Annotated in this window: 13 protein-coding genes; 3 read left to right on the top strand and 10 right to left on the bottom strand. The window is 50.4% G+C overall.

Features of this window, described 5'->3' with window-relative positions; genetic code table 11:
• The 3 genes from IPL17_RS11575 to IPL17_RS11565 all read right to left on the bottom strand — a co-directional run.
• The coding region (locus IPL17_RS11575) for an ATP-binding protein (protein ID WP_345307245.1) at positions 1 to 1716 on the bottom strand (1716 nt) is incomplete at its 3' end.
• A 359-nt stretch (positions 1717 to 2075) separates the two neighbouring features.
• Positions 2076 to 5087, bottom strand: coding sequence for a PAS domain S-box protein (locus IPL17_RS11570; RefSeq protein ID WP_345307244.1), 3012 nt, complete (start codon positions 5085 to 5087; stop codon positions 2076 to 2078).
• A 199-nt stretch (positions 5088 to 5286) separates the two neighbouring features.
• On the bottom strand, positions 5287 to 9183 hold the full coding sequence (locus tag IPL17_RS11565) for a PAS domain S-box protein (protein WP_345307243.1): 3897 nt from the start codon (positions 9181 to 9183) through the stop codon (positions 5287 to 5289).
• A 329-nt stretch (positions 9184 to 9512) separates the two neighbouring features.
• Between IPL17_RS11565 and IPL17_RS11560 the strand changes: the two genes are divergently transcribed.
• The 3 genes from IPL17_RS11560 to IPL17_RS11550 all read left to right on the top strand — a co-directional run bounded on the left by IPL17_RS11560 (position 9513) and on the right by IPL17_RS11550 (position 12875).
• On the top strand, positions 9513 to 11036 hold the full coding sequence (locus IPL17_RS11560) for an aromatic amino acid ammonia-lyase (RefSeq protein WP_345307242.1): 1524 nt from the start codon (positions 9513 to 9515) through the stop codon (positions 11034 to 11036).
• 103 nt (positions 11037 to 11139) lie between these two features.
• Positions 11140 to 11562, top strand: a complete 423-nt coding sequence (locus IPL17_RS11555) for a MarR family transcriptional regulator (RefSeq protein WP_345307241.1) — start codon at positions 11140 to 11142, stop codon at positions 11560 to 11562.
• 59 nt (positions 11563 to 11621) lie between these two features.
• On the top strand, positions 11622 to 12875 hold the full coding sequence (locus IPL17_RS11550; protein WP_345307240.1) for a glycosyltransferase: 1254 nt from the start codon (positions 11622 to 11624) through the stop codon (positions 12873 to 12875).
• A 6-nt stretch (positions 12876 to 12881) separates the two neighbouring features.
• Here the strand turns inward: IPL17_RS11550 and IPL17_RS11545 are convergent, their stop codons facing one another.
• From IPL17_RS11545 to IPL17_RS11515, 7 genes are all read right to left on the bottom strand, one after another.
• The gene (locus IPL17_RS11545) at positions 12882 to 16586 is read right to left on the bottom strand and encodes a PAS domain S-box protein (RefSeq protein WP_345307239.1); all 3705 of its coding nucleotides are present in this window, start codon (positions 16584 to 16586) and stop codon (positions 12882 to 12884) included.
• Positions 16587 to 16720: 134 nt separating this feature from the next.
• Entirely contained in the window at positions 16721 to 17110 is a 390-nt protein-coding gene (locus IPL17_RS11540; RefSeq protein WP_345307238.1) for a DUF1801 domain-containing protein, read from the bottom strand.
• A 142-nt stretch (positions 17111 to 17252) separates the two neighbouring features.
• Positions 17253 to 18512 (bottom strand): TIGR03862 family flavoprotein, encoded by a 1260-nt coding sequence (locus IPL17_RS11535; RefSeq protein WP_345307237.1) that lies wholly within the window; start codon positions 18510 to 18512, stop codon positions 17253 to 17255.
• Positions 18513 to 18676: 164 nt separating this feature from the next.
• On the bottom strand, positions 18677 to 19738 hold the full coding sequence (locus tag IPL17_RS11530; RefSeq protein WP_345307236.1) for a zinc ribbon domain-containing protein: 1062 nt from the start codon (positions 19736 to 19738) through the stop codon (positions 18677 to 18679).
• Between the two features lie 62 nt (positions 19739 to 19800).
• Positions 19801 to 20808 carry a histone deacetylase gene (locus IPL17_RS11525; protein ID WP_345307235.1) on the bottom strand — a complete coding sequence of 336 codons (1008 nt, stop codon included), beginning with the start codon at positions 20806 to 20808 and terminating at the stop codon, positions 19801 to 19803.
• Positions 20809 to 20857: 49 nt separating this feature from the next.
• A complete protein-coding gene (locus tag IPL17_RS11520) occupies positions 20858 to 21877 on the bottom strand; it encodes a hypothetical protein (RefSeq protein WP_345307234.1) in 1020 nt (339 codons plus the stop codon).
• A 293-nt stretch (positions 21878 to 22170) separates the two neighbouring features.
• A complete protein-coding gene (locus IPL17_RS11515) occupies positions 22171 to 23031 on the bottom strand; it encodes an IS4 family transposase (RefSeq protein ID WP_345307233.1) in 861 nt (286 codons plus the stop codon).
• Between the last annotated feature and the right edge of the window lie 142 nt (positions 23032 to 23173).

The raw sequence follows: 23173 nt of genomic DNA, 5'->3' as shown, positions 1-23173 counted from the left end.
CGCGTCTGGGGTTTGATCCATTTCTGCGCGCTGCTGCTTGTTTTGAGAAAGCGGCTTTAGGAACCTTTCGATCAGTTCAGAGACCTCTTTTAGTTTGAAGGGTTTGCTTATATATTCGTTCATGCCGGCTGCGAGACAGCGCTCGCGGTCGCCGGACATGGCAAAGGCGGTAACCGCGATGATCGGAACAGAGGCAAACCGCGGATTGGCGCGCAGGCGGCGGGTGGCTTCCAATCCGTCCATTTCCGGCATTTGGACGTCCATCAATATAAGATCGGGTGAAACCTCATCCGCTTTTTTCAGCGCTTCGACGCCGTGGCGGGCTTCAAATACCTGATGTCCGCAGTTCTCCAGATAATCTTTGGTGATCATGATGTTGGATTCATTGTCTTCGACGAGCAGGATCTTCGCGTGGATCGTTGGAACCGGTTTCTCCTGCCCCGCGTATTCTGCCTGGTCGTCTTGCAGACTGCGCTCATCTTCCCGCTTTGGATGCCAGGGCAGTGAAAAACTAAAACAGCTGCCCGCGCCCGCTTTACTTTGCACATCCATGCTCCCGCCATGCATGCTGACCATTTTCTTGACCAGCACCAACCCCAATCCTGAGCCTTCGTATTGACGGGATAAGCTGCTGTCCACTTGAACAAAGGGCTGGAATAATTTTTTCAAGTCTTCAGGATCAATGCCGATGCCTGTATCTGTGACTGAAAAACGCATCAGACCTGTGCTGGCGTCCGCATGCACTTCGAGTTTTACCTGCCCCTGTTGCGGGGTGAATTTTACAGCGTTATTCAGCAGGTTGACCAGGATCTGTTTCAGGCGCATCGGATCCGCGAAGATTGTGGATGCTGCCGCGGGAGGTTCATATTCCACGGTGATGGATTTTTTTTCAGCCAGCTGCTTGATAAATATCAGGCTCGACTGACAGATCTCGTTCACATCAAAATGCGAGGGGCGAAGTTCGAAGTTGCCGAATTCGATCCTGGATACATCTAAAATATCGTTGATCAAACCCAGCAGGTGTTCGCCGCTGGTGCGGATCGTCTGAACGGCTTGTTTTTGTCTTTCACTCATGGGGCCGCGAATTCCTTCCAGGAGCGTTTCAGAAAAACCTAGAATACCGTTCAACGGCGTGCGTAGTTCATGGCTCATGTTCGCGAGGAATTCATCCTTTAATTTGGATGCTTTTTCCAGCGCAATATTGGCGGCCTGCAGTTCCAGTTCCGCCTCTTTGCGTTTGGTGATATCAAAAAGGGAGGAACGGCTCATGACGAAATTGCCGCTTTCATCATAGATGGCGGTGGCGTTCACCAGGATCGGCAGGATGCTGCCATCCTTTCGGACGACATCGAATTCCAGGTCTTTGATCCAGCCCTGTTTCAAAAATATGGGGAATTGTTCCATAAACTTTTTTTTGCTTTCGGCGGTGAATAGTTCCGCAAAGGATTTGACGCCGACAAGTTCTTCGCGCGTGTAACCCAGCCAGTCCAATTCAGTTTGGTTGATCTGGACGATTATGCCCTGAGCGTTGAGTGAGTGATATCCTGCGGGAGCATTATTGTATAAGTCGTGTACTTCTGCTGTGCGTTCCTGCACTCGTTGTTCCAGTTCTTCGGCATATCGATGGACTAACTCCTCGGCCTGCTTGCGCACGATAACGGCCGTCACCTGACTGCTGATGTTTCGGATGCGTTTCAGGTCATCTTCAGTTAACATTGCCTCGCTGGATACCTCCAATAAGCCAATGGCTTTTCCTAAGAGATGAATGGAGTCGAGATGATCATTTTCTATTTAAAATGCCAGGTTGTAAATTTGAGTGGATCAATTGGTTAAAGACTGCGCGCAATAGGGATGGAAGAAAACGGTGTTTCAGAGGATTCGGCGATCCCATTGTGTATGTATCTTTGGCTCGCTTGTGAATCGTGCGCTTTCATCTTTAATCTGGAAATAACTGCCTTCATGGCGCCGGGATCTGATATTCTTGATGATGGCCCGCCCTCCGATAAAATTCTCAATCTTCGCGGTAGAGAATCGGAAGAGAGTTGCCTTCGCTCCAGATATGTTGGCGGATGTTTTCAAACAGGTAAGCGGTTGGCCGGATGATAGGTGGGTATCATCTCCTTGATCTTCAGGGAAAATAGTTTCACCATGCTGTCTATATTTTCCCCGCGATTGGCGGCTTCATTTAAGGCGTTGATCAATGACAGGTCTTCCGTACGCAATTGGAGTTCGAGTTCCGCCTGTTTGCGCTCGGTAATATCCTGAACCGTGCCGATGCTCTTGATCGGTTTGCCATCTTTGTTAAACTTTGCCCTGCCATCGGCCAGTACATGATGGATCGAACCGTCTCTGTGGACGACGCGGTACTCCATGGTGGGGGAACTGCCGTCTTCCAAATTGTCGTTAATGCTGTTGGTAATTTTTCCAACATCATCCGGATGGATCAGGGTTAGAATGAATTCCGGTTTTCCATCATAGGTTTCAGGTTCGACGTCGAAGACGCGGTACATTTCCTTTGACCATTTCACTGTATTGGCGAGCATGTCCCATTCCCAGCTGCCGATATGAGCCATACGCTGGGCTTCCGCCAGACTCTCTTCGCTTTCACGCAAGGCCATTTCCGCCTGCTTGCGTTCGGTGATGTTCGTATTGAATCCATACCAGGTGACACTGCCATCCGGCAATTCTTCGGGTGTTGACCTTGAATAGATCCATTGGATTCCCTGCTTGCCGGGGATCTGCACCCTGAATTCACAGGTAAAGAAGGTCAAATGCTTTGCAGAGAGTTCAATATCATGTATGACTCTTTCTGAATCTTCAGGATGGATCACCCTGGCGATCGGGGCAAAGTCATCAACGACATCCTGCGGCGTACAGCCAAAAATATTCCTGATCCCTTCCGAGGCGACCGGAACATGATAGGTCCCATCGGGCCTGCGCGTGAATTGGTAGATCAGATCAGGTACATTGGCCGAAAGCTTTCTAAACTCAATATCTTTTTCGCGGATCTTTTCCTCCGCCAGTTTGCGCTCGGTCATGTCACGCAGGATCACCAGGGTATGCCCCACGCCATGTAATATATATTGAGAAACACCGACGTCCATATGGAATTTCGAGCCGTCTTTCCGCAGCGCGATCACTTCATAATCCGTTGGCGCCGGTCTGCCTGAGGCACGGTCTTGAACCGTTTTGAGCACAAATTCACGGCTTTCAGGCGCGATGAGATTCGTAATGGGGGTTCCGAGCAATTCATCTTCGTTTTCATATCCGAACATGGATACATAGGCCGGATTGACAAAAACGTGAACCCCTTTTGCAGAAACCCCGATCGCATCACGAGAGCTGGTAATGATGGAATTTAATTTTATTTCGCTTTCAAATAGCCGTTCCTCCGCCCGCCTGCGCTCGGTGACATCCTGGGTCAGCCCGGCGATTAAGGTCACTCGATCATTTGAATCTTTGATTGGTACGAATGAAGATTGGAAGATGGAACCGTTGGCGGCTGTATATTCAAATTCAGAAGACTGCCCCTGGACCGCGAGTTCCAATAAATTCCCTATGCGCGCCCTGTCCGCTTCTGAAACCGCGTCGAGATAAGGCATGAAGCGAATTTCGCTTTCATCCTCGACACACATCATTTTCAATCCGCTCGGATTCATGGATAACAGACGGCCTTCAAGATCGATCTCATGGATGCAGTACGGTGAATTTTCCACCAGGGTTCGATAGCGTACTTCGCTCTTTCGCAGCGCTGCTTCGGCCTGCTTGCGCATGGTGATGTCAGTGGTGACCAGGAATACCCCCAGGTTTTCTCCATTGTCAGTGCGGACTGGCGAGAGACGGTATTCATACCAGTGCTGTATCCCGCCCGGATTGAAAGATCGTTCGAATTGGAGCGATTCACCGGCCAGTACCTTCTCGAAAGTCTGATCAAACCAGGGTCGTTCTTCAGGCCGCACGATGTCATAGATCGAGCCGCCAGGCTGGATGGCGCGTCCGAAAATTGCCTGTTCCTGCTCAATTGCGACATGGTTCATCTTGCGCACTTGCCGATCCGGATCGATCAGCATATAGGATTGCGTGCTATTCTCCCAAATGGCGCGCAGGTTGGTTTCACTTTCCCGCAGGGCAATCTCAGCTATTTTTTGTTCGGTCGTGTCAATGAAAACGGTTGCGAATTTGTTGTTGAGCGGCTGGGATGTGGAAATATGCCTCCACTGATTGATTTCCGGCACGTAGTATTCAGCTTTTATCGGCTGGTTGGCACCCAGATTTTTTTTCCAAAAATCATTTATGAACTCGGAGCTCATTTGGTAGATATCGGTCGCTGTTCTCCCAACCACCTGCTCGCGGGTCAGCATTGCGATGCGTTCAAAGGCTGGGTTAACCTCCAGGATGCGATAGTCCATGATCTCGCCCGCTTCGTCAAAAATAAATTCATTGAGCGCCATGCCTTCTTCCATGACGTTAAACACATCCTGCAGCTTTTCTTCACTTTCATGGAGCAGGTCTTCAGCCCGTTTGCGTTCCGTAATATCACGAATGGTCGTGCTTGTCCTGAGACTTCCGTCCTTATCCTTGAAAACGGATGAGGAAACATCGGCAGGGAATTTTTCACCGTTCCTGCGAATGAAGGTCAACTCGCCTTCAAATTTTCCCGTTCGATTCCGTTCTTCCACCGCAACTGCAAGCCTTGGATCGGAGGTATCCACGATTCCGCTGCGCCCGATCTGCTTGAGCTCTTCTTCTGTCCGTTCAAACAAATGGCAGCCCGCGGGGTTGACGGCAAGGATTTCGCCGCTGGGCAAGGTGAGCATGATCGGGTCGAGGGAGGAATTGAAGATCGCGCGGTAACGTTCCTCGCTGGTTGTCAGAGACTTGATATCGACCTTCAACATGAAATAGATCAGGCCGGCGCTGATCAGCACGAATAACCAGCCTTTGGCGGTTTGTATCCATAGGTGCGCGGGCGAACCTGGCGCGGTAAATAATTCCAGCGCCCTGTCTGAAAGCAATATCCATAGGAACCCGAATAACACGTATCTGAGCGCGGTGCGCAGCGGGGTAAAATTTTTTTCAATGGTCATGATCTTATTCCGTGGTGAAGGGTGATGGACATTGCGGGCAGGCGGGCTGAAAAATGTGATCCATGGCGAGTATAGCATCAATGAAATTGGAGTCGGCAATTCTCGTTTGATAAATATTCACTTGTTGAACCGCGAACTTCGCGCTAAATTTAGCATCTTTGCCAACAGCCGCTTTTAACTGGAGAGCTGTCAGTTTTCACTATTTGCCGATCTCGGTGCGGTTGCGCCCTTTTTGCTTGGCATCGTACATCGCTTGATCGGCGCGGCGAAATGCGTCTTCCACAGATTCTGCCGGCGAGATCTCAACGATACCGATGCTGAGTGTTACGTAGACGTTTCCTTTGGGTGTCGGCAATGCGATCACAGCCACGCCCTCGCGGATGCGCTCCGCCAGCGCGTAGGCCTGCTCTGCCCTTGTCATCGGCAGGAGGATGATGAATTCCTCACCGCCGTAGCGTCCGAGGATATCCGCGGTGCGCAGTTCCCTGCCGGCGGTGCGCGTAACCTGCTGAAGCATCTGATCTCCGACCGCGTGGCCGAATGTATCGTTGACCTTTTTGAAGTGATCAACATCGAACATCAGCACTGTCAGCGGGCGCTGATAACGCGCGGCCACCTCGAACTCGTGCTCCGCGCTTTCCAGCAGGCAGCGGCGGTTGTTAATTCCAGTCAGCGGATCGGTACGCGCCAGTTCCTGCTCGCGGACGAGCGAGGTCTGCAGGGCGAGATTCACCGCTTCGAGCAATTGTTCCGACCGTTTACGCTCAGTGATTTCCTGATGGATGATGACCGTGCCCGGGTGCGAATTATGCTGGGGCAGAATGGTGACCATGAACCAGCGCTGCTGTGTCGGCGAATGACACGGGTATTCTGTCGTGAACTGGTCGAGCGCCCCGCTCGTGACCGCGCGTATGGCCTGCTTCACCTGACGGGAGATCGGATCGCCCTGACGGATGGCTGCTTCGCAGGCGGTCAAATAATTGGCGCCAAGATAGTCTGCCGAGTCCGTGGAATCATTTTCGCGTGCGAATTTCTTCCAGGCTTCGTTGACCGCCACGATCACCCCGTGTTCATCCAGCACGGCAATGTGGGCTGTCAATGAGTTTAGTATGCCTTTGACGAAGAATTCACTATCCCGCAGGGCGCTTTCAGCCTGAACCCGTTCCGTGACATCGATCGTGTAACCGGCCAATAAGGTTTTATTTCCCTGCCTGATCGGGAATTTGATGGTGGTATAGTGGCGGCCGTTTAGTTCCTCGTCCAGGTTAAATACTTTTTCTTTTGAGACAACCGACCAGTCGTCGGCGCTGATCTTTGCGGCGAACTCGGGCGGAAATAACTCCTCCATGCTCTTGCCGATCATATCCACGCCCGATATGCCGAGCATCTCCTGATAATTATCGCTGGCTTGCACGACGCGGCTCTCAGTGGGTGTGACCGTTTTTATGAAAGTATAAACAGGCGAGTAACGCATAAAGAGCGAGAATAGCTCAATGTTTTCGCGCAGGGCCTCTTCCACCCGCTTGCGCTGAACAATGTCCCATGCCAGATTCGCCAACCGTTCAACGTTGCGGACATCATTCTCATTAAAATCAGTTGGCTTATTCCCCACGCCCATGATCATGACGATGGAGTCGTTCCGCAGAACAGGCACGACCAGTTCGCGCAAGATGGGCGCGTGACCGGTCGGTAGTCCTTTACGATGCGTCAGGCTTGCGTAATCGTTGTGGATCACCGCTTCGCGCGTCGCGATGCAGTCCACCCAGACCCCGGCCTTGTCCACCGAATAATGCTGTCCTTTGCCTTCGGCGCTGCACATATTCTTAAGGGTGTTGCTCGACCACATTTGCAGAAGCAATGTTTTTTGGTCTGCTTCGAGAAAGTGAGCGAATCCGATCTGGCTGCCTGTCAATGCTTCGGCTTTGTCGAGTGTCATCTGCATTATTTCATCCAGCGAATGCGAGTCTGCAGATTGACTGAGCAGCAGCCGGGTTTGCTGAATGGCTTCGATCTGTTTGCGCTCGGTGATATCTTCAATGGTCACAAAGACTTGATAGGGCTGGCTCTCATTTGGCTTAAACTGGGGAATGGCATTTATGCTCATCCACACAAAATCGCCCTGACGTTTTCTATAAACTCTGGCGATCGTGTTGCGAACAACCTTTCCTGTTATTAAGGCGCGCATTGAAGGATGATCTGCGGCTTTTAATTCCTCCCCGTTTTCTGCAAAGACTTTCCAATATGGATCATGAGATGTCTTGCCGAGGAATTCTTCCCGCTCCAGTCCAAACATTTCCAGCGCGGCATGATTAACATCTATCAACTGGCCGTCTGCCTGTTGATAGAACACACCCTGGGTCATATTCTCGAACATGGTGCGGTATTGTTCCTCGCTGCGGCGCAGCTCTTGCTCTGCTAGTTTGCGCTCGGTAATATCGCGGAAGAAAACCAGGTCCGTGGCCTGACCCTGCCAGATGGTCTTTGTTCCGCTGATTTCTACTGGGAGGCTCGTGCCATCCTTGCGGCGGATAACCGTTTCATAAGTGGAGGGCAGCGGCTTGCCTGCCAGGCGGTCTGCCAGCCGCTGTTTCAAGAGTGGGTAGGCTGCCGGGTCTGCCAGGTCTTTTTGCGTGGTTTGTAATAGCTCATCGGGCGTGTACCCCAGGATCTTGGCGGCGTGCCCGTTTACATAGATATGCCGTCCGCTTGCTGTGCCGATCAGAATGCCATCCGGCGTGCTCTCCGCCAGGTTTCTGAAATTCACCTCGCTCATCCTTAATTCTTCTTCCATACGCTGGCGTTCAGTTATATCCTCGATAAAGCCCTCGAAGGCTTTTGCCTGACCGTCCGCGTCGTAGAGCGTGCTTATATACAGACGGCCCGTGAATGTGCTGCCATCTTTTCGACGATATAGATTTTCAAATGTGTTCAACTGCGGGTTTTCTTTCCGCAGACGCATGATCTCTGACCTGCGTTGAGGATCGGCAAACATTTCCGATGATATATCTTTAATTTTTGCTGAAACGTCTTCGGGCGATTCGTAGCCGAATATTTTTGCGAAGGCGGGATTGACAATGATGACTTTTCCATCCAGGGTCGATTGAAAGATCGCAAGTATTGCCTTGTCGAACAGTTCCCGGTATTTTCTTTCGCTATCACCTAATTTCTTTGCTCCCTGGATGCTCTCGGCGATCAGGGCGCATAAAAACAAACCTGAGAAAGCGGCAGTAAAGAGAAATAGTTGTACTGAAATTAGGTGTTGGGATATGGTTTGGCCCGCGATGGCGAAGATGCCTTGGTCTTGCAAGGTGTGCCCAATGGCAATGCCTGCGAATAGGATGAGTGTGCCGCTCATACCGTGAACTCCGAATCTGAATGCCAGCCAGATCAGGAATGGGAAGACCATATAATTCCGCAGCAGCGGGTTTTCAGCATCGGTAAAAGGTCCGAATAACAGCCAGGCAAAAGTCAGAGTTAACGAAAGAAGTAAAACACCTTCAAGGATACTGCGCGGGGCAAGCGATCGAATATCAGTCGGACGGTTGACCATCGTGACAATAAAAGGCGTCACAAGGATCAATCCCAGACCGTCCGATGCCCACCATAACATCCATGTATTTATGAAAGGGGCGCCAAAAGCCAGTGTGGAGATCGCCGCACCCAGCAATGCTGTGATGCCGTGTACGCATATGGCCGTCACGCACAAAGTTAAAATTTCGTTTATTTTGGTGAAGCTGATTTTCGATTTAAAAAAATATGTGATGACCCACCCGCTGAGAAAAGCCCCCAGTATATTCGTCAGCCCGAACCCCAGGCTCACTGCGAGCGTATTCCCGCCGCTCCAATTCCCCGCCGCATTGATGATAAAAAATACCGCCAGAAGCCTGTTCCACTGCTGTTTCGGGTGGAGCAATAAGATTGCCAGAGCCATTCCGCATGCCGGCCAAACAGCGGCGATCCCTTCAGGCTGTGCTACAAACAAAAGCCCGACACGTACTGAAACCCAATACGCGATTACGATCACAGCCCAACGGGCTGCCTGCGGCCAAAACCGTTCAGGTGGGTCTGTCCGCGACCTATTCCGGATTTGGTTCATAATTTTCTCCAATAAGACTCTTCCTGATCGAATTTTGTCTTCATAGAAAGGGCGCTGCCGGGCTTGAGGTTGACCGGCTGGGATGAACTCCCCGCGTATCATGTGATAAGAATCAGGAGGATGTCTATCCTTATGTAGCATATCAAATATAACGCCGCTAAACAAGATAACAAAAATAACAATTTCGTCAGCATTCATAATGAACTTATAGCTGGGAGTGGTTCAGGGTTTAGCGCCAGTTTGGGCGCGCTGGAACGTGACTTTTGCCATTTCTCCAACTCTGTGAAAGAGAGTACAATTTCCCCATATCCAAACAAGGAGACAAGCATATGACCATCATCCTCGACGGTTCCTCACTCACAGTTGAAAAACTGGTTGCGATCGCGCGTTATAACGAGAAAGTTGAATTGGCCCCCGAAGCATTGGAGCGCATCAAGATATGCCGCGTCATGCTCGAGGACAAACTGGCGAAAAAAGAGATCATGTACGGCACCAACACCGGCATCGGAGAATTCTCCGAGACGATGTTGAACGATCAGCAGGTTTTGGAATTCCAGAAGTATCTTGTCTATAATCACGCGGCTGGGATCGGCGACCCGGCGCCCATCGAACACGTCCGCGCGGCGCTGGCGGGACGCATCAACGTTCACGCGCACGGCAATTCCGGCTGCCGTCCCGAGATCACATTGACCTATGTTGAGATGTTGAACAAGGGTGTCACGCCGGTGGTTTGTCAAAAGGGTTCGGTCGGCGCGAGCGGCGACCTGGCTCCGATGGCGCAAGCCGCCCTGCTGCTGATGGGGGAGGGCGATGCCTTTTATAACGGCGAGCAGTTGCCAGGCGCGGAGGCGATGCGCAGGGCTGGGATCGAGGTCCCCGGGCTGATGGCAAGAGACGGTCTGGCCGCGATCAATGGCTCCAATCTGTTGACTGCCATGTCCGCGATCCACATTTATGACATGGAAAGATTCATCAAGCAGACCGAGATCGCCGCGGCCATGTCCATCGAAGCCCTGCTTGGGAACATGAAACCATACAACGCCAAGCTGCATGAACTGCGCGGATTCAAAGGCGCGATCACATCCGCGAAAAATATTGCGAAGCTGGTGGAAGGCTCGGACCTGACCACCGGTAAGATGAAAACAAAAGTACAGGATGCCTACTCGATGCGTTCCTCGCCGCAGGTCATTGGCGCGGCGCGTGACGCGGTCGCATATGCGCGCACGCAGGTTGAGATCGAATTGAACGGCGTCGGCGATAACCCCATCTTTGTCCCTGAGCTGAATCTCACGTTGACGGGTGCGAACTTCCAGGGCTCGCCGGTGGCGCTGCCGATGGATATGGCGGGCATCGCGATCACGATGGTCTGCGTTTTATCTGAACGAAGACTCAATCGCCTGACCAACCCCGCGTTGTCTCAAGGTCTGCCGGATTTCCTCGCGCACGAACCGGGTTTTTATTCCGGCATGATGCTCTCGCAATACACAGCCGATCACTTGATCGTCGAGCAAAGGATCCTGTCTACACCGGCGTCGATCCAATCCATCCCCGCCGCCGCGGACCAGGAGGATTTTGTTTCCATGGGCATGAACACCGCCCTCAAGAACGGGCAAATTTTGGATAACGCCTTTGGTATTCTCGGCATCGAATTCATGGCTGCCGCGCAGGCGCTCGACTTCCGCGAGTTCACACCCGGTAAGGGGTCGCTCAAAGCGCGCGAAGTGATCCGCCGGCATGTGGATCATCTGCATGTGGATCGTCCGCTTTATAACGATCATAACAAGATGAAGGCGCTGGTGAAGTCAGGGGAGATTTTGGAGGAAGTGGAAAAGGCGATTGGAAGTTTGGGGTAGGAATGAAAAGAGACCGGCTGATGAAGCTGGTCTCTTTTTTCTTGACGGGTGCAGGAATTCCCATATAATTAGTTAGACAAACTAATTATATGGGAATTAAATTATGGAAAAACAGTTGATTGAATTCATCAATACCCTGGATATGACCTTTAAAGAAATCCAACAAGAAGCTGGCGCCGGGATCTCCCGCCTGACCATTCATCAATATCAATATATCAACGCGGTTTACGAATTGGGGAATCCCACAATCACCGAAATAGCAAAAAAGTTGAATATCACCAAGGCTTCTGTGACAACCGGCGTCAATAAACTTGTCGACCTGGGATATCTTCTGAAGACCCGATCAAGTGACGACAAGCGCGTCTTACATGTAAGTTTGACCGAATCAAGCGGGCAATTGATTCAGGCAAAACTTGCCGCATTGAAGGAGTATGGGCAGTTCATCGAGGCCTCCCTGAGCGAAACCGAAGCCCGTCAATTTAAAAAGATCTTGACCAAACTGGTCAATCTTTTTAAGCAAGCTTGATCAAGACCTTCCATTGCATGTGAGATCGATTATTTTTTGATTTTAGGAGAGCTGATAAGGTGATTACAATTTTATCAACAGGTTCGCGAGGAGATACCCAGCCTTATATCGCGTTGGGGCTGGCTTTGGAAAAAGCAGGTCAGCATGTCCGCCTTGCGGCGTTTGAGAACTATGCAGACTTTGTCCAAGGGTATGGGTTGGAGTTCTATCCGATCAAAGGTGATATATCCGTGGTGGCTGCGAGCATGAACGGAAGGGAAGCTATGCAGGCGGACAACCCGCTGAAGGTTTTTCTGAGCTTTAACAAACTCAAATCCCTGATTGCGGATATCCAGAAAGATTTTTTCAACGCCTGCGCAGGCGCGGATTGTGTTGTTTACCACCCCGGCGCTGCCATAGGATATTTTGCCGCCCAACACTTTAATATCCCTGCCATTCTTGCGCCTCCTTTCCCCATGACGCCAACTGGGGATTTTCCCGCTTTGATATTTTATGATATGCCCAGGCTGGGCCGCGGATCTAATTTTTTATCACATAAGATCTTTGAACAGATCATGTGGTCGGCAAACAGTTCCGTTATTAAACAATTCTGGAAAAAAGAATTTGGAGAAGCGCCTGCAAATTTTTCAAATCCATTCAAAAAGCAAAATACCAGAAAACAGCCTGCCATCATTTCCTGCAGCAGGCATGTTTTTCCAAGACCGCAGGATTGGCCGGAACATGTCCATCTCCCCGGTTATTGGTTTTTGGATGACGCGGCAGATTGGGAGCCATCCAAAGAACTTCAGGATTTTTTGCAGAAAGGAGAGGCGCCTATTTATATCGGGTTTGGCAGCGTGGGCGACCCTGCTCAGGCGGTGCAAACCACCGATCTGGTCATTGATGCACTTAAGCGGTGCAGTCAGCGTGGAGTATTGGCTACCGGCTGGAGCGGCATGTCCAAACTCGAGCGGATCCCCGATGATATATTTATTCTTGAAAGCGCTCCGCATTCATGGTTGTTTCCGCGAATGGCTGCGGTTGTTCATCATGGCGGGGCGGGGACAACTGCGGCAGGGCTGAGGGCGGGCGTTCCAGGCATTATCATTCCTTCCGGCAATGACCAGTTTGCGTGGGGGCGGCGTGTCTATGAACTTGGCGTGGGGTCAAAACCAATTCCAAGAAAGAAACTTACCGTAGAAAATCTTTCCGCCGCGATTCAATTTGCACTTACGCAGGAAATCAAAGACGCGGCAACAGCTCTCGGCTTGAAGATCCGAAGCGAAAACGGGACGGAGGTGGCCGCACAAATTATTATTGAGTGCCTTGGATAAAAAATATTAACGCGGATCGTGGGATTCATCCAGCATCTTCAGGAATACTTCAATCACGCGCGGATCAAATTGCCTGCCGGATTGTTCAATGATATATTCGCGCGTCTGTTCGACGCTCCATGCCGGACGATAGGGGCGGTCTGAACGCAGCGCGTCCCACACATCCACGACTGCAAAGAGGCGGGCAACGAGCGGGATGTTTTCTTCTTTCAGCCCGCGCGGATAACCGCTGCCATCCCATTTTTCGTGATGGCAGTAGGGGATATCCAATGCGGGTTTTAAGTATTCGACAAACGAAAGCATTTCATAGGCATGGGTTGGGTGCTGCCGCATGATCTCCCATTCATTAGCGTTGAGCGCGCCCGGTTTTAGCAGGATATGATCGGGAACACCTAATTTACCCATATCGTGCAGGAGCACGCCGCGGCGGACATGGATCAGTTCCTGCTGACTGATCCCCATTCTTTCAGCGATTTCCAAAGTTCTTTTTACCAAACGCTGGGTGTGCCCTTCCGTCTCTTTGTCACGCAGGTCCATCGCCCGCGACCAGCCTTCGATCGTGGCTTCATATGCCAGGCTGAGTTCTTCATGGGAATTTTGCAGGCTGTCGAATAATTTTGCATTCTCAATGGCGCTTGCGGCCTGTCCGGCGAATAGACTAAGCAGACGCATATCCGCTTCGTTGAATACACGGGAGGATGGTTTGATCTCGGCTACATCCAGCACGCCCAGAAGATGTCCGCTGTACAGCAAGGGAACACCTAACATTGAGCCGTATGGGATTTTTTCATATAACGTTGAGCGAAATTCCCATTTTGAATAATCATCAATGATGATCGGCGACCTTGACTCTGCCACTCGTCCCGCCAATCCATCCCCTAATTGACGGCGTGTGCCGGGCGGCAGGTCTGGCCCAATGCTGGCAACCAGTTCCAGGTTGGCTTGGGTCGGATCATAAAGGCTGATCGATGAGCAGAGCGCATCCAGTAATTTTTTCGCGCGCTCGATGATCTTGGTTAAGACGGTGGACAGGTCCAGTTGCAGAGACAGGTCCAGTGTGGTTTCGTAGAGCCCGGCAAATTCCTGCGCGCGGCGGCGGGTTTCACTGTACAGCCGCGCCGAGTGAATGGCGCCGGCTGCCTGTGACGCAAAGAGCGTCATCAGGTGTTCATCCTCTTCTGTGAATTTTCGTTTTGAGGATCCCGATTCGTCCGCGGTCAGCACGCCGATCAACTCCCCTTTGTAAAGCATGGGTACTTCGATCACGGCATGGATGGGGATGCCGTTGTAAATGGAGGCGTGACCGTCCCAACTTGAGTAGTCATCCACGCGGATCGGCAGACGCGTCTGCGCCACCCGTCCCGCCATCCCCTCACCAAAACGCAGGTACGCACCAACGGGGTATCCCGCTTCGGTGACCTTGGTCAGCCTGAGCGCGTTATTTGAGACCAGGTACATGCCGCTTGTGGATGATCTAAGCAATTTGCGGGCGCTGTCCACGATGGATTGCAGAAGTACGTTCAGGTCATATTGACCGGAGAGGGTCTTGCTCGTTTCGTATAACATCTCCAGCTGATTCATGCGGCTTTGTACGTTCTGATACAGGCGCGCATTGTGGATGGCGACCGCCGCGTGGACGGCGTATAGTTCCAACAAGGTAACATCGTGCTGGCTGAATTTTTTCGGCGGTTCGGCCATGAGGGTCAGCACGCCCAGGAATTCTTCCCCCCGCAGGATCGGCGCGCCGACCACGGCCTTGAATGATATGCTGTTATAAATGGCTGCGCGTCCCTCCCAGGTTTCGTAATCATCCACGGTCAGCGGTTTCCCAAGTTCCCAAACCTTTCCTGAAAGCCCTTCACCGCGTTCGAGGAAATTTCCCGCGATGGGTTTTTGCGTGCCAATGGCGACGGCCAGTTCAAGTTTATCCTGGTCTTCACGGTACAAATAGATCCCGCCGCCGGAACTTTTTAGAAGTTCGCTGGCATGTGTGGTAATGGACTCGAGTAATTTTTCCAGATTTAACTCGGCGGTAAGACCGATGCTGATCTGGTGTACAGATTCAAGCTGTGAGTTTTGTCTGCTTAATTCCTCTTCAAATTGTCTGCGCTCGGTGATATCCGTGACAAAAACGGTCAGCCCGGATATGACACCATCCTCATTTCGTATGGGGCTGTAGCGGTCTTCGTAATAGGTGCGATATTTTTGCGGGTCGCCATACTCCTCGACCAGGAGCATCTGTTCCCCGTCAAGCACGCGCTCGAAATTCTTTTTTGCCTTTTCACGGTCCAGCGGTTCAGTGATCGCGTTAAGCATATTCATGCCGATCTCAATATCAACACCCCAGATCGTCTTCATCGTGTTTTTATGTGTCACTGTGAATGCAATATAACAAAAGTTGACGTCGAGCGCGAAAATGACGATGCCTTGCGGGCTTTCCATGATCGACTGTAAAAGGATGTTGTTCTTTTGCGCTTGGTTTTTGCTTTGGATCAGCGCTTCTTCCATCCGCTTGCGTTCGGTGATGTCGCGTCCATTTACAACGGTTCGGATCAACAGCCCGTTTTCATCGAATTCGCGCCGTAAGACATCTTCCACCCAAACATAGCCGCCTTGTTTGGTCTTGGCCCGGTATGAGTAAATACTTGATGCCAGCTTAAGTTCGTTGCCGCGCATGATCTCCAGTAATATCCGTTCGCGGTCTTCAGGGTGAATTCGTTCCATGATCTCAGGCAGCCCAATGTCGAAATAGTCTTCGCTTGGATAGCCCAATATTTTATAATATGAGGGCGATACATAAAGCACTTTGCCATCCGCGTTGATCAACGAGACCGCGTCTGATGAATTCTCGGCGAGCAGGCGGTAAAGTTCCTCGCTTTTTTGCAGAGTCTCTTCAGCTTGCCTGCGTTCGGTGATATCGCGCACGATCATGGCAACAATGATTTTCCCGGCCGGGCTGATCAACTTTGAACTGACTTCCACAGGGAAGTCAGTTTTATCCCTGCGTTGATAGACGGTTTCGTAAAGCCAGCCGCCTTTTTCGCGAATAACCTTTACCCACTCCAGCCATTGACTGAAGCTGGCGATCTCCCGCGCAACATCCATTGGCCCGAGCTGGCTTAATTCTTCACGGCTGTACCCCAGCATGGTCCGCGCGCTCTTGTTGAAATCGACATACTTACAGGTTTCAGCATCGATCAGGAAAATGGCGTCGTTGGTCTCATCCATGATCTGTCTGAATTGCAGCAGGTTTTCTTCGGCTAGTTTTCTTTCAGTCAGGTCACGATTAATGGCGATGAAACTGACAGGATTGCCTCCCTGATCTCTGGCCATGGAGACCGAAGCCAGAATGGTGAACAACGAACCATCCTTTCGATTCTGAATTACTTCGCCCTGCCAGTGCCCGCTTTCCGTTAATTCCTGGAGCGCCGCTTCTGTATTTATTTCTGTCAGGTATTCTGTTTTTATAAACTCCATTAACGGCCGATTTACAACTTCTTCTTTTGTCCACCCGTACATTTTTTCTGCGGCTTTATTCCACTCCAGGATGTTGAACTCCAGGTCTGTAACGATCCAGGCGTCCCAAATATTGTTGAGCAGGTTGCCGGTAAAATTCCACTCCCTGGCAGGCTGTGTATTTGGCGTATTGTCTGCTTGGTTGGAAGCAGCCTGTCTTTCTCCCCGTTCTTTAGCTGGAGTTATTTTTTTCATAAGAGAAATTGAATTATAAGAAGTTATAAATTGGTTCTCGTTGAGGTTATTCCTTGCCTATATTATCCTACATTTACGCGTAGGATGGTAAAAAATCCATTAAAGTATTCAGCGGCAATATGCCCCAAAAAACATCATTTCCCTTTAACTGCTTTGACCTTGGCTTGCTTTAGATTTTCAGCGGCCCTGAATTTCACGATCCTGCTGATCAATTTCAACGGCATCGGTTCATCCAGCGGGAATTGGACCGATCCTTTCGCGCCTTTATATATGGATAGTTCTTTTTGAAATGCTTCAATTCCGCTGGGCGTGGGATAAAACCCGATGTGTTCTTTAAATGCGGCGAAATGCACCAAATTCCCGTTAAGGAAGAAGGTGGGCATTTGATAACTGATCTTTTCCTCTGCCTTGGGTGCTGCGGCTTTTATCGTCGTGCGGATCTCTTTTAGTATTTTTTGTATATCCTGCGGGAAAGCTGCGATGTATTCATCGATCGTGGTAAATCCGCTTTTTTTATTTTCCATTTTTCTCTCCTTTTTCCATACCATGCACGGGAATAAATTGCGATTTTTTTATTGTCACAGCCCGCAGGGTAATAAGCGCACAGAGAAGAATGGGATCATAAGAGATTTTCCTAAAGGCTCTTTGCGGTCTCTATGGCAAAAATTATAAACCTTCCATCCATTTCATTGCCCCAACTCCTGCTTTTCTTCCGCTCGCGAAACAGGCTGTCAATAAATATCCGCCTGTTGGCGCTTCCCAATCCAGCATTTCGCCGGCGCAAAACACACCAGGCAATTTTTCGATCATCAAATGATCATCCAGCGACTCGAACGTCACCCCGCCCGCGCTGCTGATGGCTTCATCCAGCGGACGCGCCGCGATCAACGGCACAGGCAGCTGCTTGATATAGAATGCGAGCCGTTCAGAATTCCCAAACTCATCCCTGGGCACGAACTCGCGCAGCAGCCCCGCCTTCACGCCTTTCATCCCAACTGTCTTTTCCAGGTGACTCGCCATCGAACGCGATCCGCGCGGCTTGGATAATTTTTCGATCAACTGCGCCTCTGTTTTATCTGGCGCAAGATCGAGCAGCATGACTGCTTTTCCATTTGCCAATATTTCATCACGCATCCATGCTGAAGCCGCGTAGATCAAACTTCCTTCAATGCCTTCCTTTGTGACAATAAACTCGCCCTGCTGATGAAATGTCCCGAACGACAAGACCACGGACTTGATCGGCTGACCGTCAAATTTTTCCTTGAAGATCGGCGTCCACGCCACATCGAATCCGCAATTGGATGGTTTTAACGCTTCAACCTTAACCCCGGCCTGGTTCAGCCAATTGACCCATGCGCCGTCCGAGCCGAGCCTTGCCCAACTCCCGCCGCCAAGAGCCAGGATCATGGCATTTGCATTTACAATTTTTATCCCATCCGGTGTTTCAAACTCTGCTTCGATCGTCCCATAGGTTTGATTTGAAGCATCACCGCTTTTGAATAAACCTGCGGGACGTATCGTTCCATTCCAGCGATGCTTCAAATGAAAAATGACCCCCGCATCACTCAACCCCTTTAACCACGCCCTCAACAACGGACTGGCTTTCATTTCATTGGGGAATACGCGGCCTGATGTTCCCACAAAAGTCTCGACCCCCAGTCTGCGCGCCCATTCGCGCAGGTCATCGGGCATGAAATCCAGCAGCCATTTTTCTATTTCTTTCTTGCGCTTTCCATAACGTGAGACGAATTTCTCGAACGGTTCCGAGTGGGTCAGGTTTAATCCGCTTTTGCCGGCCAGTAAAAACTTCCGTCCGAGCGATGGCATGGAATCATAAACATCCACACTTACTCCGCGCTGAATTAACACCTCCGCCGCCATCAACCCCGCAGGTCCGCCGCCGATAATTGCAACTGAATGATTCATAAGATGATTATAAAGGGTAATGATCGCAGTCCGAACGCTTTACATCCCGACTTTGGTTTTTCGAACATCTGGAGACGTTCGACTCTATCGGCCGAGATAAAAAGAAAGCCCCTGACACAATCAGGAGCTTTCCACTTTCCGCCTTCGGCTTTCTGCTTTCCGTACTATCTCTCCACGCTGACCACGCCGCCGACCGCGTTCAATTTGATATTCCACTGGCTTCCAATTTCAAACTGCTGGAACTCCGTACTTGACCCCGGCTCGTAGGTGATCTGCCCGTCATCCGTGCTTAAGAAGACATGGAAAACTTCCGAGGCCGAACCAAGTCGTTGATCGCTGGAAATTTTTGGGTTTTCATAAACAGGATAAAGATCATTGCCATTCAGGGAATAGGTTTGGATCGTGTTCCATTCATCCACAGTGTAATCACAATATTGGGTGGTTTCCGTGTGACATTCCTGCACCACTTCTGCGAAACCATTGCCCTTATCAATGGATTTTTCTTCACATACTTCCCGTGAATCATCGCGGCAGGATACGTTATAAGCATCAGAAGGCGGGTTTCCGCTTTCATCCGAATGATTGACCGCTTGAATTTCCTGTACCGGCACGGAGGTCTGCCATTGCACATCGGTGACTGTCCCAACCAAAGTTTTGGATGGAATGACAAACATAAATATCGCTGCGATACAGCAGATCAATAATGCCGCTCCGATCCCGCCGAATAGCAGCCAATTTACTTTTTTCTTTGGCGCATTGGCGGCTGCCGTTGGAACTTGAGTTTGTGTCGCGGGCGCAATGACAGGCGCAACTGCCCGGGGCAGGGGAGAACCGCATTGTTTGCATATACGCTCACTGCCCGGGTTTTCGGTCCCGCAATTCGTGCAGGTGACGGCCTTCGACGCAGGTGCGGCCGCTTGCAATACCTGTCCCGTCTGACGCGCCTTGCCTTCCTTCAAATCACCGCCGCATTGCGAACAGGTCGCCGCGGTGGCGGGGTTGCGTGTCCCGCAGAATCCGCAATGGATGTCTGCGCCGGCTTTGGCCGCCGCGACAGCTTTTTCGTCTGTGACCATCTTTTCATCCGCCGCGCGCTGGAATTGCACGTTGTCTGGCTGCGGCGCGCCGCAGTTCTGACAAGTCTTGACCGGGCCCGGATTGCGCCCGTCACAGTTCGGACAGACCCATTCAAGTTGAACGAAACCTTTACTTTCTTTTCTATTCATCTCGCACTCCTTTAATTCTTATGAGTGTACAACAAAAATGATTCAATACCATTATGATTCTATTACACGATGTCGTGCCATCTTAATATTTCCTGGATTCGGGATCCGTGGTCCACATCCGCGTACGGCGACGGATCATTCGCGTCCATGCTTAACTGTGAACCGCTCAATGCGTCGAAGACAGCCGCTGCGCCGTTGGCGACGTTGCGCGGGTCATAACCGCCTTCGAGCACGAAGACGATCTTGCCGTCGCAATATTCTTCCGCGATCTCGACCAGCTTTTTAGACATGCTGTAGTATCCACGAGTTGACAATCCCAGCGAAGTGATGGGGTCATTCCAATGCGCGTCGAATCCCGCTGAAATAAATAACATCTGTGGATGGAATGCTTCAACCATAGGCTTGAAGATTTCATCAGCTATGTGCGCGTAGGTTTCATCGCCTGCGTATGCCTGCAGCGGCACATTGACAATTCGTTTTTTTGCGTGCGGCGCATCATGGATCCAGCCTGTGCCCGGGTAAATTCCCCATTGATGGGCAGATATAAATCCGACACGCTCTTCATGCAGGAACGCGGCTTGCGTCCCGTTGCCGTGATGCGCATCGTAATCAATGACCATTACCTTTTGTAATCCACTTTCCAACGCTTCATGCGCGCCGATGGCGATATTGTTAAAGATGCAAAATCCCATGGCCCGATCAGGCTCGGCATGATGCCCCGGCGGGCGCACGATGGCAAAGGCATTCTTCGCGTCCCGATTAATAACCGCGCGTGTGCATTCAATCACGCCGCCCGCGGCGAACAGCGCGTCTTGATAGGATGTCTGTGTAATATAGGTGGGGGCGTGGTCAATGATGCCAGGACCGTCTTTGCAAACTCCCTCAATGGCTTTGACCAATTGCGGGTGATGTACGCGGGTCATTTGCTCAAAGGACGCTTGCTTCGCTTCGATCCGCTCCGCATTCGCCCTACTGAGAAGCGCTTCCAACATACCCAGTCTGCCCGGTTTTTCCGGGTGATCTGGATATTCATGTGTGCGTGACGGGACAAAAGTATATGCGGTTTCCATCCGCAGATTATAGCCTTACTTTTTATTTGACTATATATTTGTGCGGCTGTTAATAATTCCCCAAAGTCACTTGATTCCAGACATACCTGGCAAAATCCTGCCAGTATGAGGGCGGATTTGTCCCATTTGGATTCATCGCTGGGTTTGGCGGTACTGCCAATGTTGAAATTAAGTTGGTGTCGAAGCCTGGCGGTACGGCATATACAGGCGCGTCAGAGGGGATGTTCCCATTAACTAATGGCGTATATGGGATCGTCCATGTATAGGGTGTGTCACCTGCTCCATCCATTAAGATGTTGGGAACGGTCAGGACAATATTTGTATTGAATTTTGGATCCAGGATCCATTTGCATTCATTGTTTGACAGCAATGGGTAGGCAAGATAGCCAAAAACGGGTTCGAGGGATGAGTGGATTGGCTGTTCGAGGTTATGATCATCATGATTGGGCTCAATTGCCAGATCTTCAGAATTATTCAATTTCATTTTGCTGATCGGTATGTCAATGGTGTGAGAGATTGAATTTGGGTTTCCGTTATTTGTGGTTGTCACCGTGACCAAAAATAATAATTCATCGCGGGCTGAAATGGAATTAAGCACATCTTGAATTTGAGTTGGAAAATCACTCGTGAAGAAACGATATTTTAGAACCTGGCTAAGATATACTGCCTGGATTAATTCAGGGCTAATGAATGTCACGGTGATCTGTGCCTCGCTCGAATCATCCAATGTAATCGTTTCTACATCTGACCATCGTTTTGTTTCTTTTATCAGGTATTGAAATGTGGCATAACGTGCTTCCAGGATTTTCTGATCATCCAGTTGTGCCGGAGCGGCAGTCTCTGTTGGTAACGGAGTTGGAAGCGCCGGGAATGCATATTGAAAAATTTTTTCAGCCCATGATTCAGGTGGTATTTTATAGATATTCATCTTTGCTGATGATTGCTCGCAAGGTTTCGGTCTTTCTGGCAGCGGTGTGGGGATTGGTGCACAGCCAGAGAGCCCTGATATGATCGTTAAGATCAGGATGCCGCCGAAGACGATTGACCTATTTTTTGAATTGGATGACACTCTTTTCACTTTCCCGCCTTTTGACCTATTTCATATGATGATTATTTCAAATGAGAATATCATATTTTTTGTAAAATTACCTCTATCAAAAGGGATGAAAAAAAGCCATCCTTCAGGTCGATCTGGTTAATCCCTCTTTTATTATGAATTATGTAAAATTCTAAATCTGGAAGATTGGAATATATCTAGCGACCCGACTGTTTGATTAGCGAGACCATAAAGGCAGCGAAATGGGTAGCGAGTGTAAGAATAGACGATCAATGAGGCGCAAACCGATCTGGAAAATACTCAAGTCACGACGATCCGCGATCGACCAAATGACGGAGGCCAGCACGAATTGCACGACTGCCAATCGAAAGGAGCCAGACATATAGGAAGGCAACAGCCAAAGTCAAGCGAGATAAACGCGGTGGATTACGCAACATGGTGCTCTCCAGATCAAAGCCATGTTTTTTGAAATCAGCAAACATTTCTTCTATCCACATGCGTCTGCCATAATAGCGCAGAGTCAAGGAGGCATTCGGTAGATTGGTTGCCAGACACCAGGGTTCTTTTTCACCAATCCGCCAGTGGATCAAGGCAGAGACCGGATAGATCTCAGTTTGGGTCAGGTAGCAGTTCGGAGACCAGGTAGTCTGTCCAGCATGTTGAACGACCTTCTCTATTCTCTGCCATCCTATTTGTTCGTTGATCCACAGACCGGTGTTGCCTTTTTGTCGCAGAACAAAGAACCAATGCCATTGTTTCAACTGTCGCAGGACTTCGATTGAGCCAAATTCACTGTCTCCGACCAGAAAAACGGGTGCATTTTGCGGGATCAGGCTTTCCACGTACTTCAGCAGGCAGACCTGCTTCGTAGCACTGCTATGTCCACGGACATGACGAACCCAGGACCAGGCAATCGGTATCGCTCTTCGGCGGTAGGCCAGACTGACCATCAGGAGCTGATGCCCAAAGCCTACCTTCGTACCATCCACGATCAGGCGGATCTCGCCAACCTGCTGGAACTGCGACAACAACCAAGCTTTGGCAGTCGACCGATACCAACTGCGCACATCGATGGCTGGATTGGCAAGGAAGCGGCTCAAACGTCGAACCGTACTCACGTTCTTGGCTGTACTCATTACCTTTCCCGCGATCTTGCTCAGGCTCACGGGTGACTAGAAAATGCCTACTACCAACCAGACAAAATTCTGTACTTGTGTTTTCCGCTGTCTCGGTCGCAGTTCACAAATTCGCTGAATCAAGTACGATAGGTTTCGTTGATCGGCATTGGAACCTCCTGGTGAAATCGTT

Source organism: Candidatus Villigracilis saccharophilus, from assembly GCF_016711665.1.
The sequence above is the reverse complement of the archived record's forward strand: the minus strand, read 5'-3'. Positions and strand labels throughout refer to the sequence as shown.

What these genes read in the sequence shown, in the direction of transcription:
- IPL17_RS11570 (WP_345307244.1), bottom strand. Translation starts at nt 5,087, where the DNA reads ATGACCATTGAAAAAAATTTTACCCCGCTGCGCACCGCGCTCAGATAC.
- IPL17_RS11565 (WP_345307243.1), bottom strand. Translation starts at nt 9,183, where the DNA reads ATGAACCAAATCCGGAATAGGTCGCGGACAGACCCACCTGAACGGTTT.
- IPL17_RS11560 (WP_345307242.1), top strand. Translation starts at nt 9,513, where the DNA reads ATGACCATCATCCTCGACGGTTCCTCACTCACAGTTGAAAAACTGGTT.
- IPL17_RS11555 (WP_345307241.1), top strand. Translation starts at nt 11,140, where the DNA reads ATGGAAAAACAGTTGATTGAATTCATCAATACCCTGGATATGACCTTT.
- IPL17_RS11545 (WP_345307239.1), bottom strand. Translation starts at nt 16,586, where the DNA reads ATGAAAAAAATAACTCCAGCTAAAGAACGGGGAGAAAGACAGGCTGCT.
- IPL17_RS11540 (WP_345307238.1), bottom strand. Translation starts at nt 17,110, where the DNA reads ATGGAAAATAAAAAAAGCGGATTTACCACGATCGATGAATACATCGCA.
- IPL17_RS11535 (WP_345307237.1), bottom strand. Translation starts at nt 18,512, where the DNA reads ATGAATCATTCAGTTGCAATTATCGGCGGCGGACCTGCGGGGTTGATG.
- IPL17_RS11530 (WP_345307236.1), bottom strand. Translation starts at nt 19,738, where the DNA reads ATGAATAGAAAAGAAAGTAAAGGTTTCGTTCAACTTGAATGGGTCTGT.
- IPL17_RS11525 (WP_345307235.1), bottom strand. Translation starts at nt 20,808, where the DNA reads ATGGAAACCGCATATACTTTTGTCCCGTCACGCACACATGAATATCCA.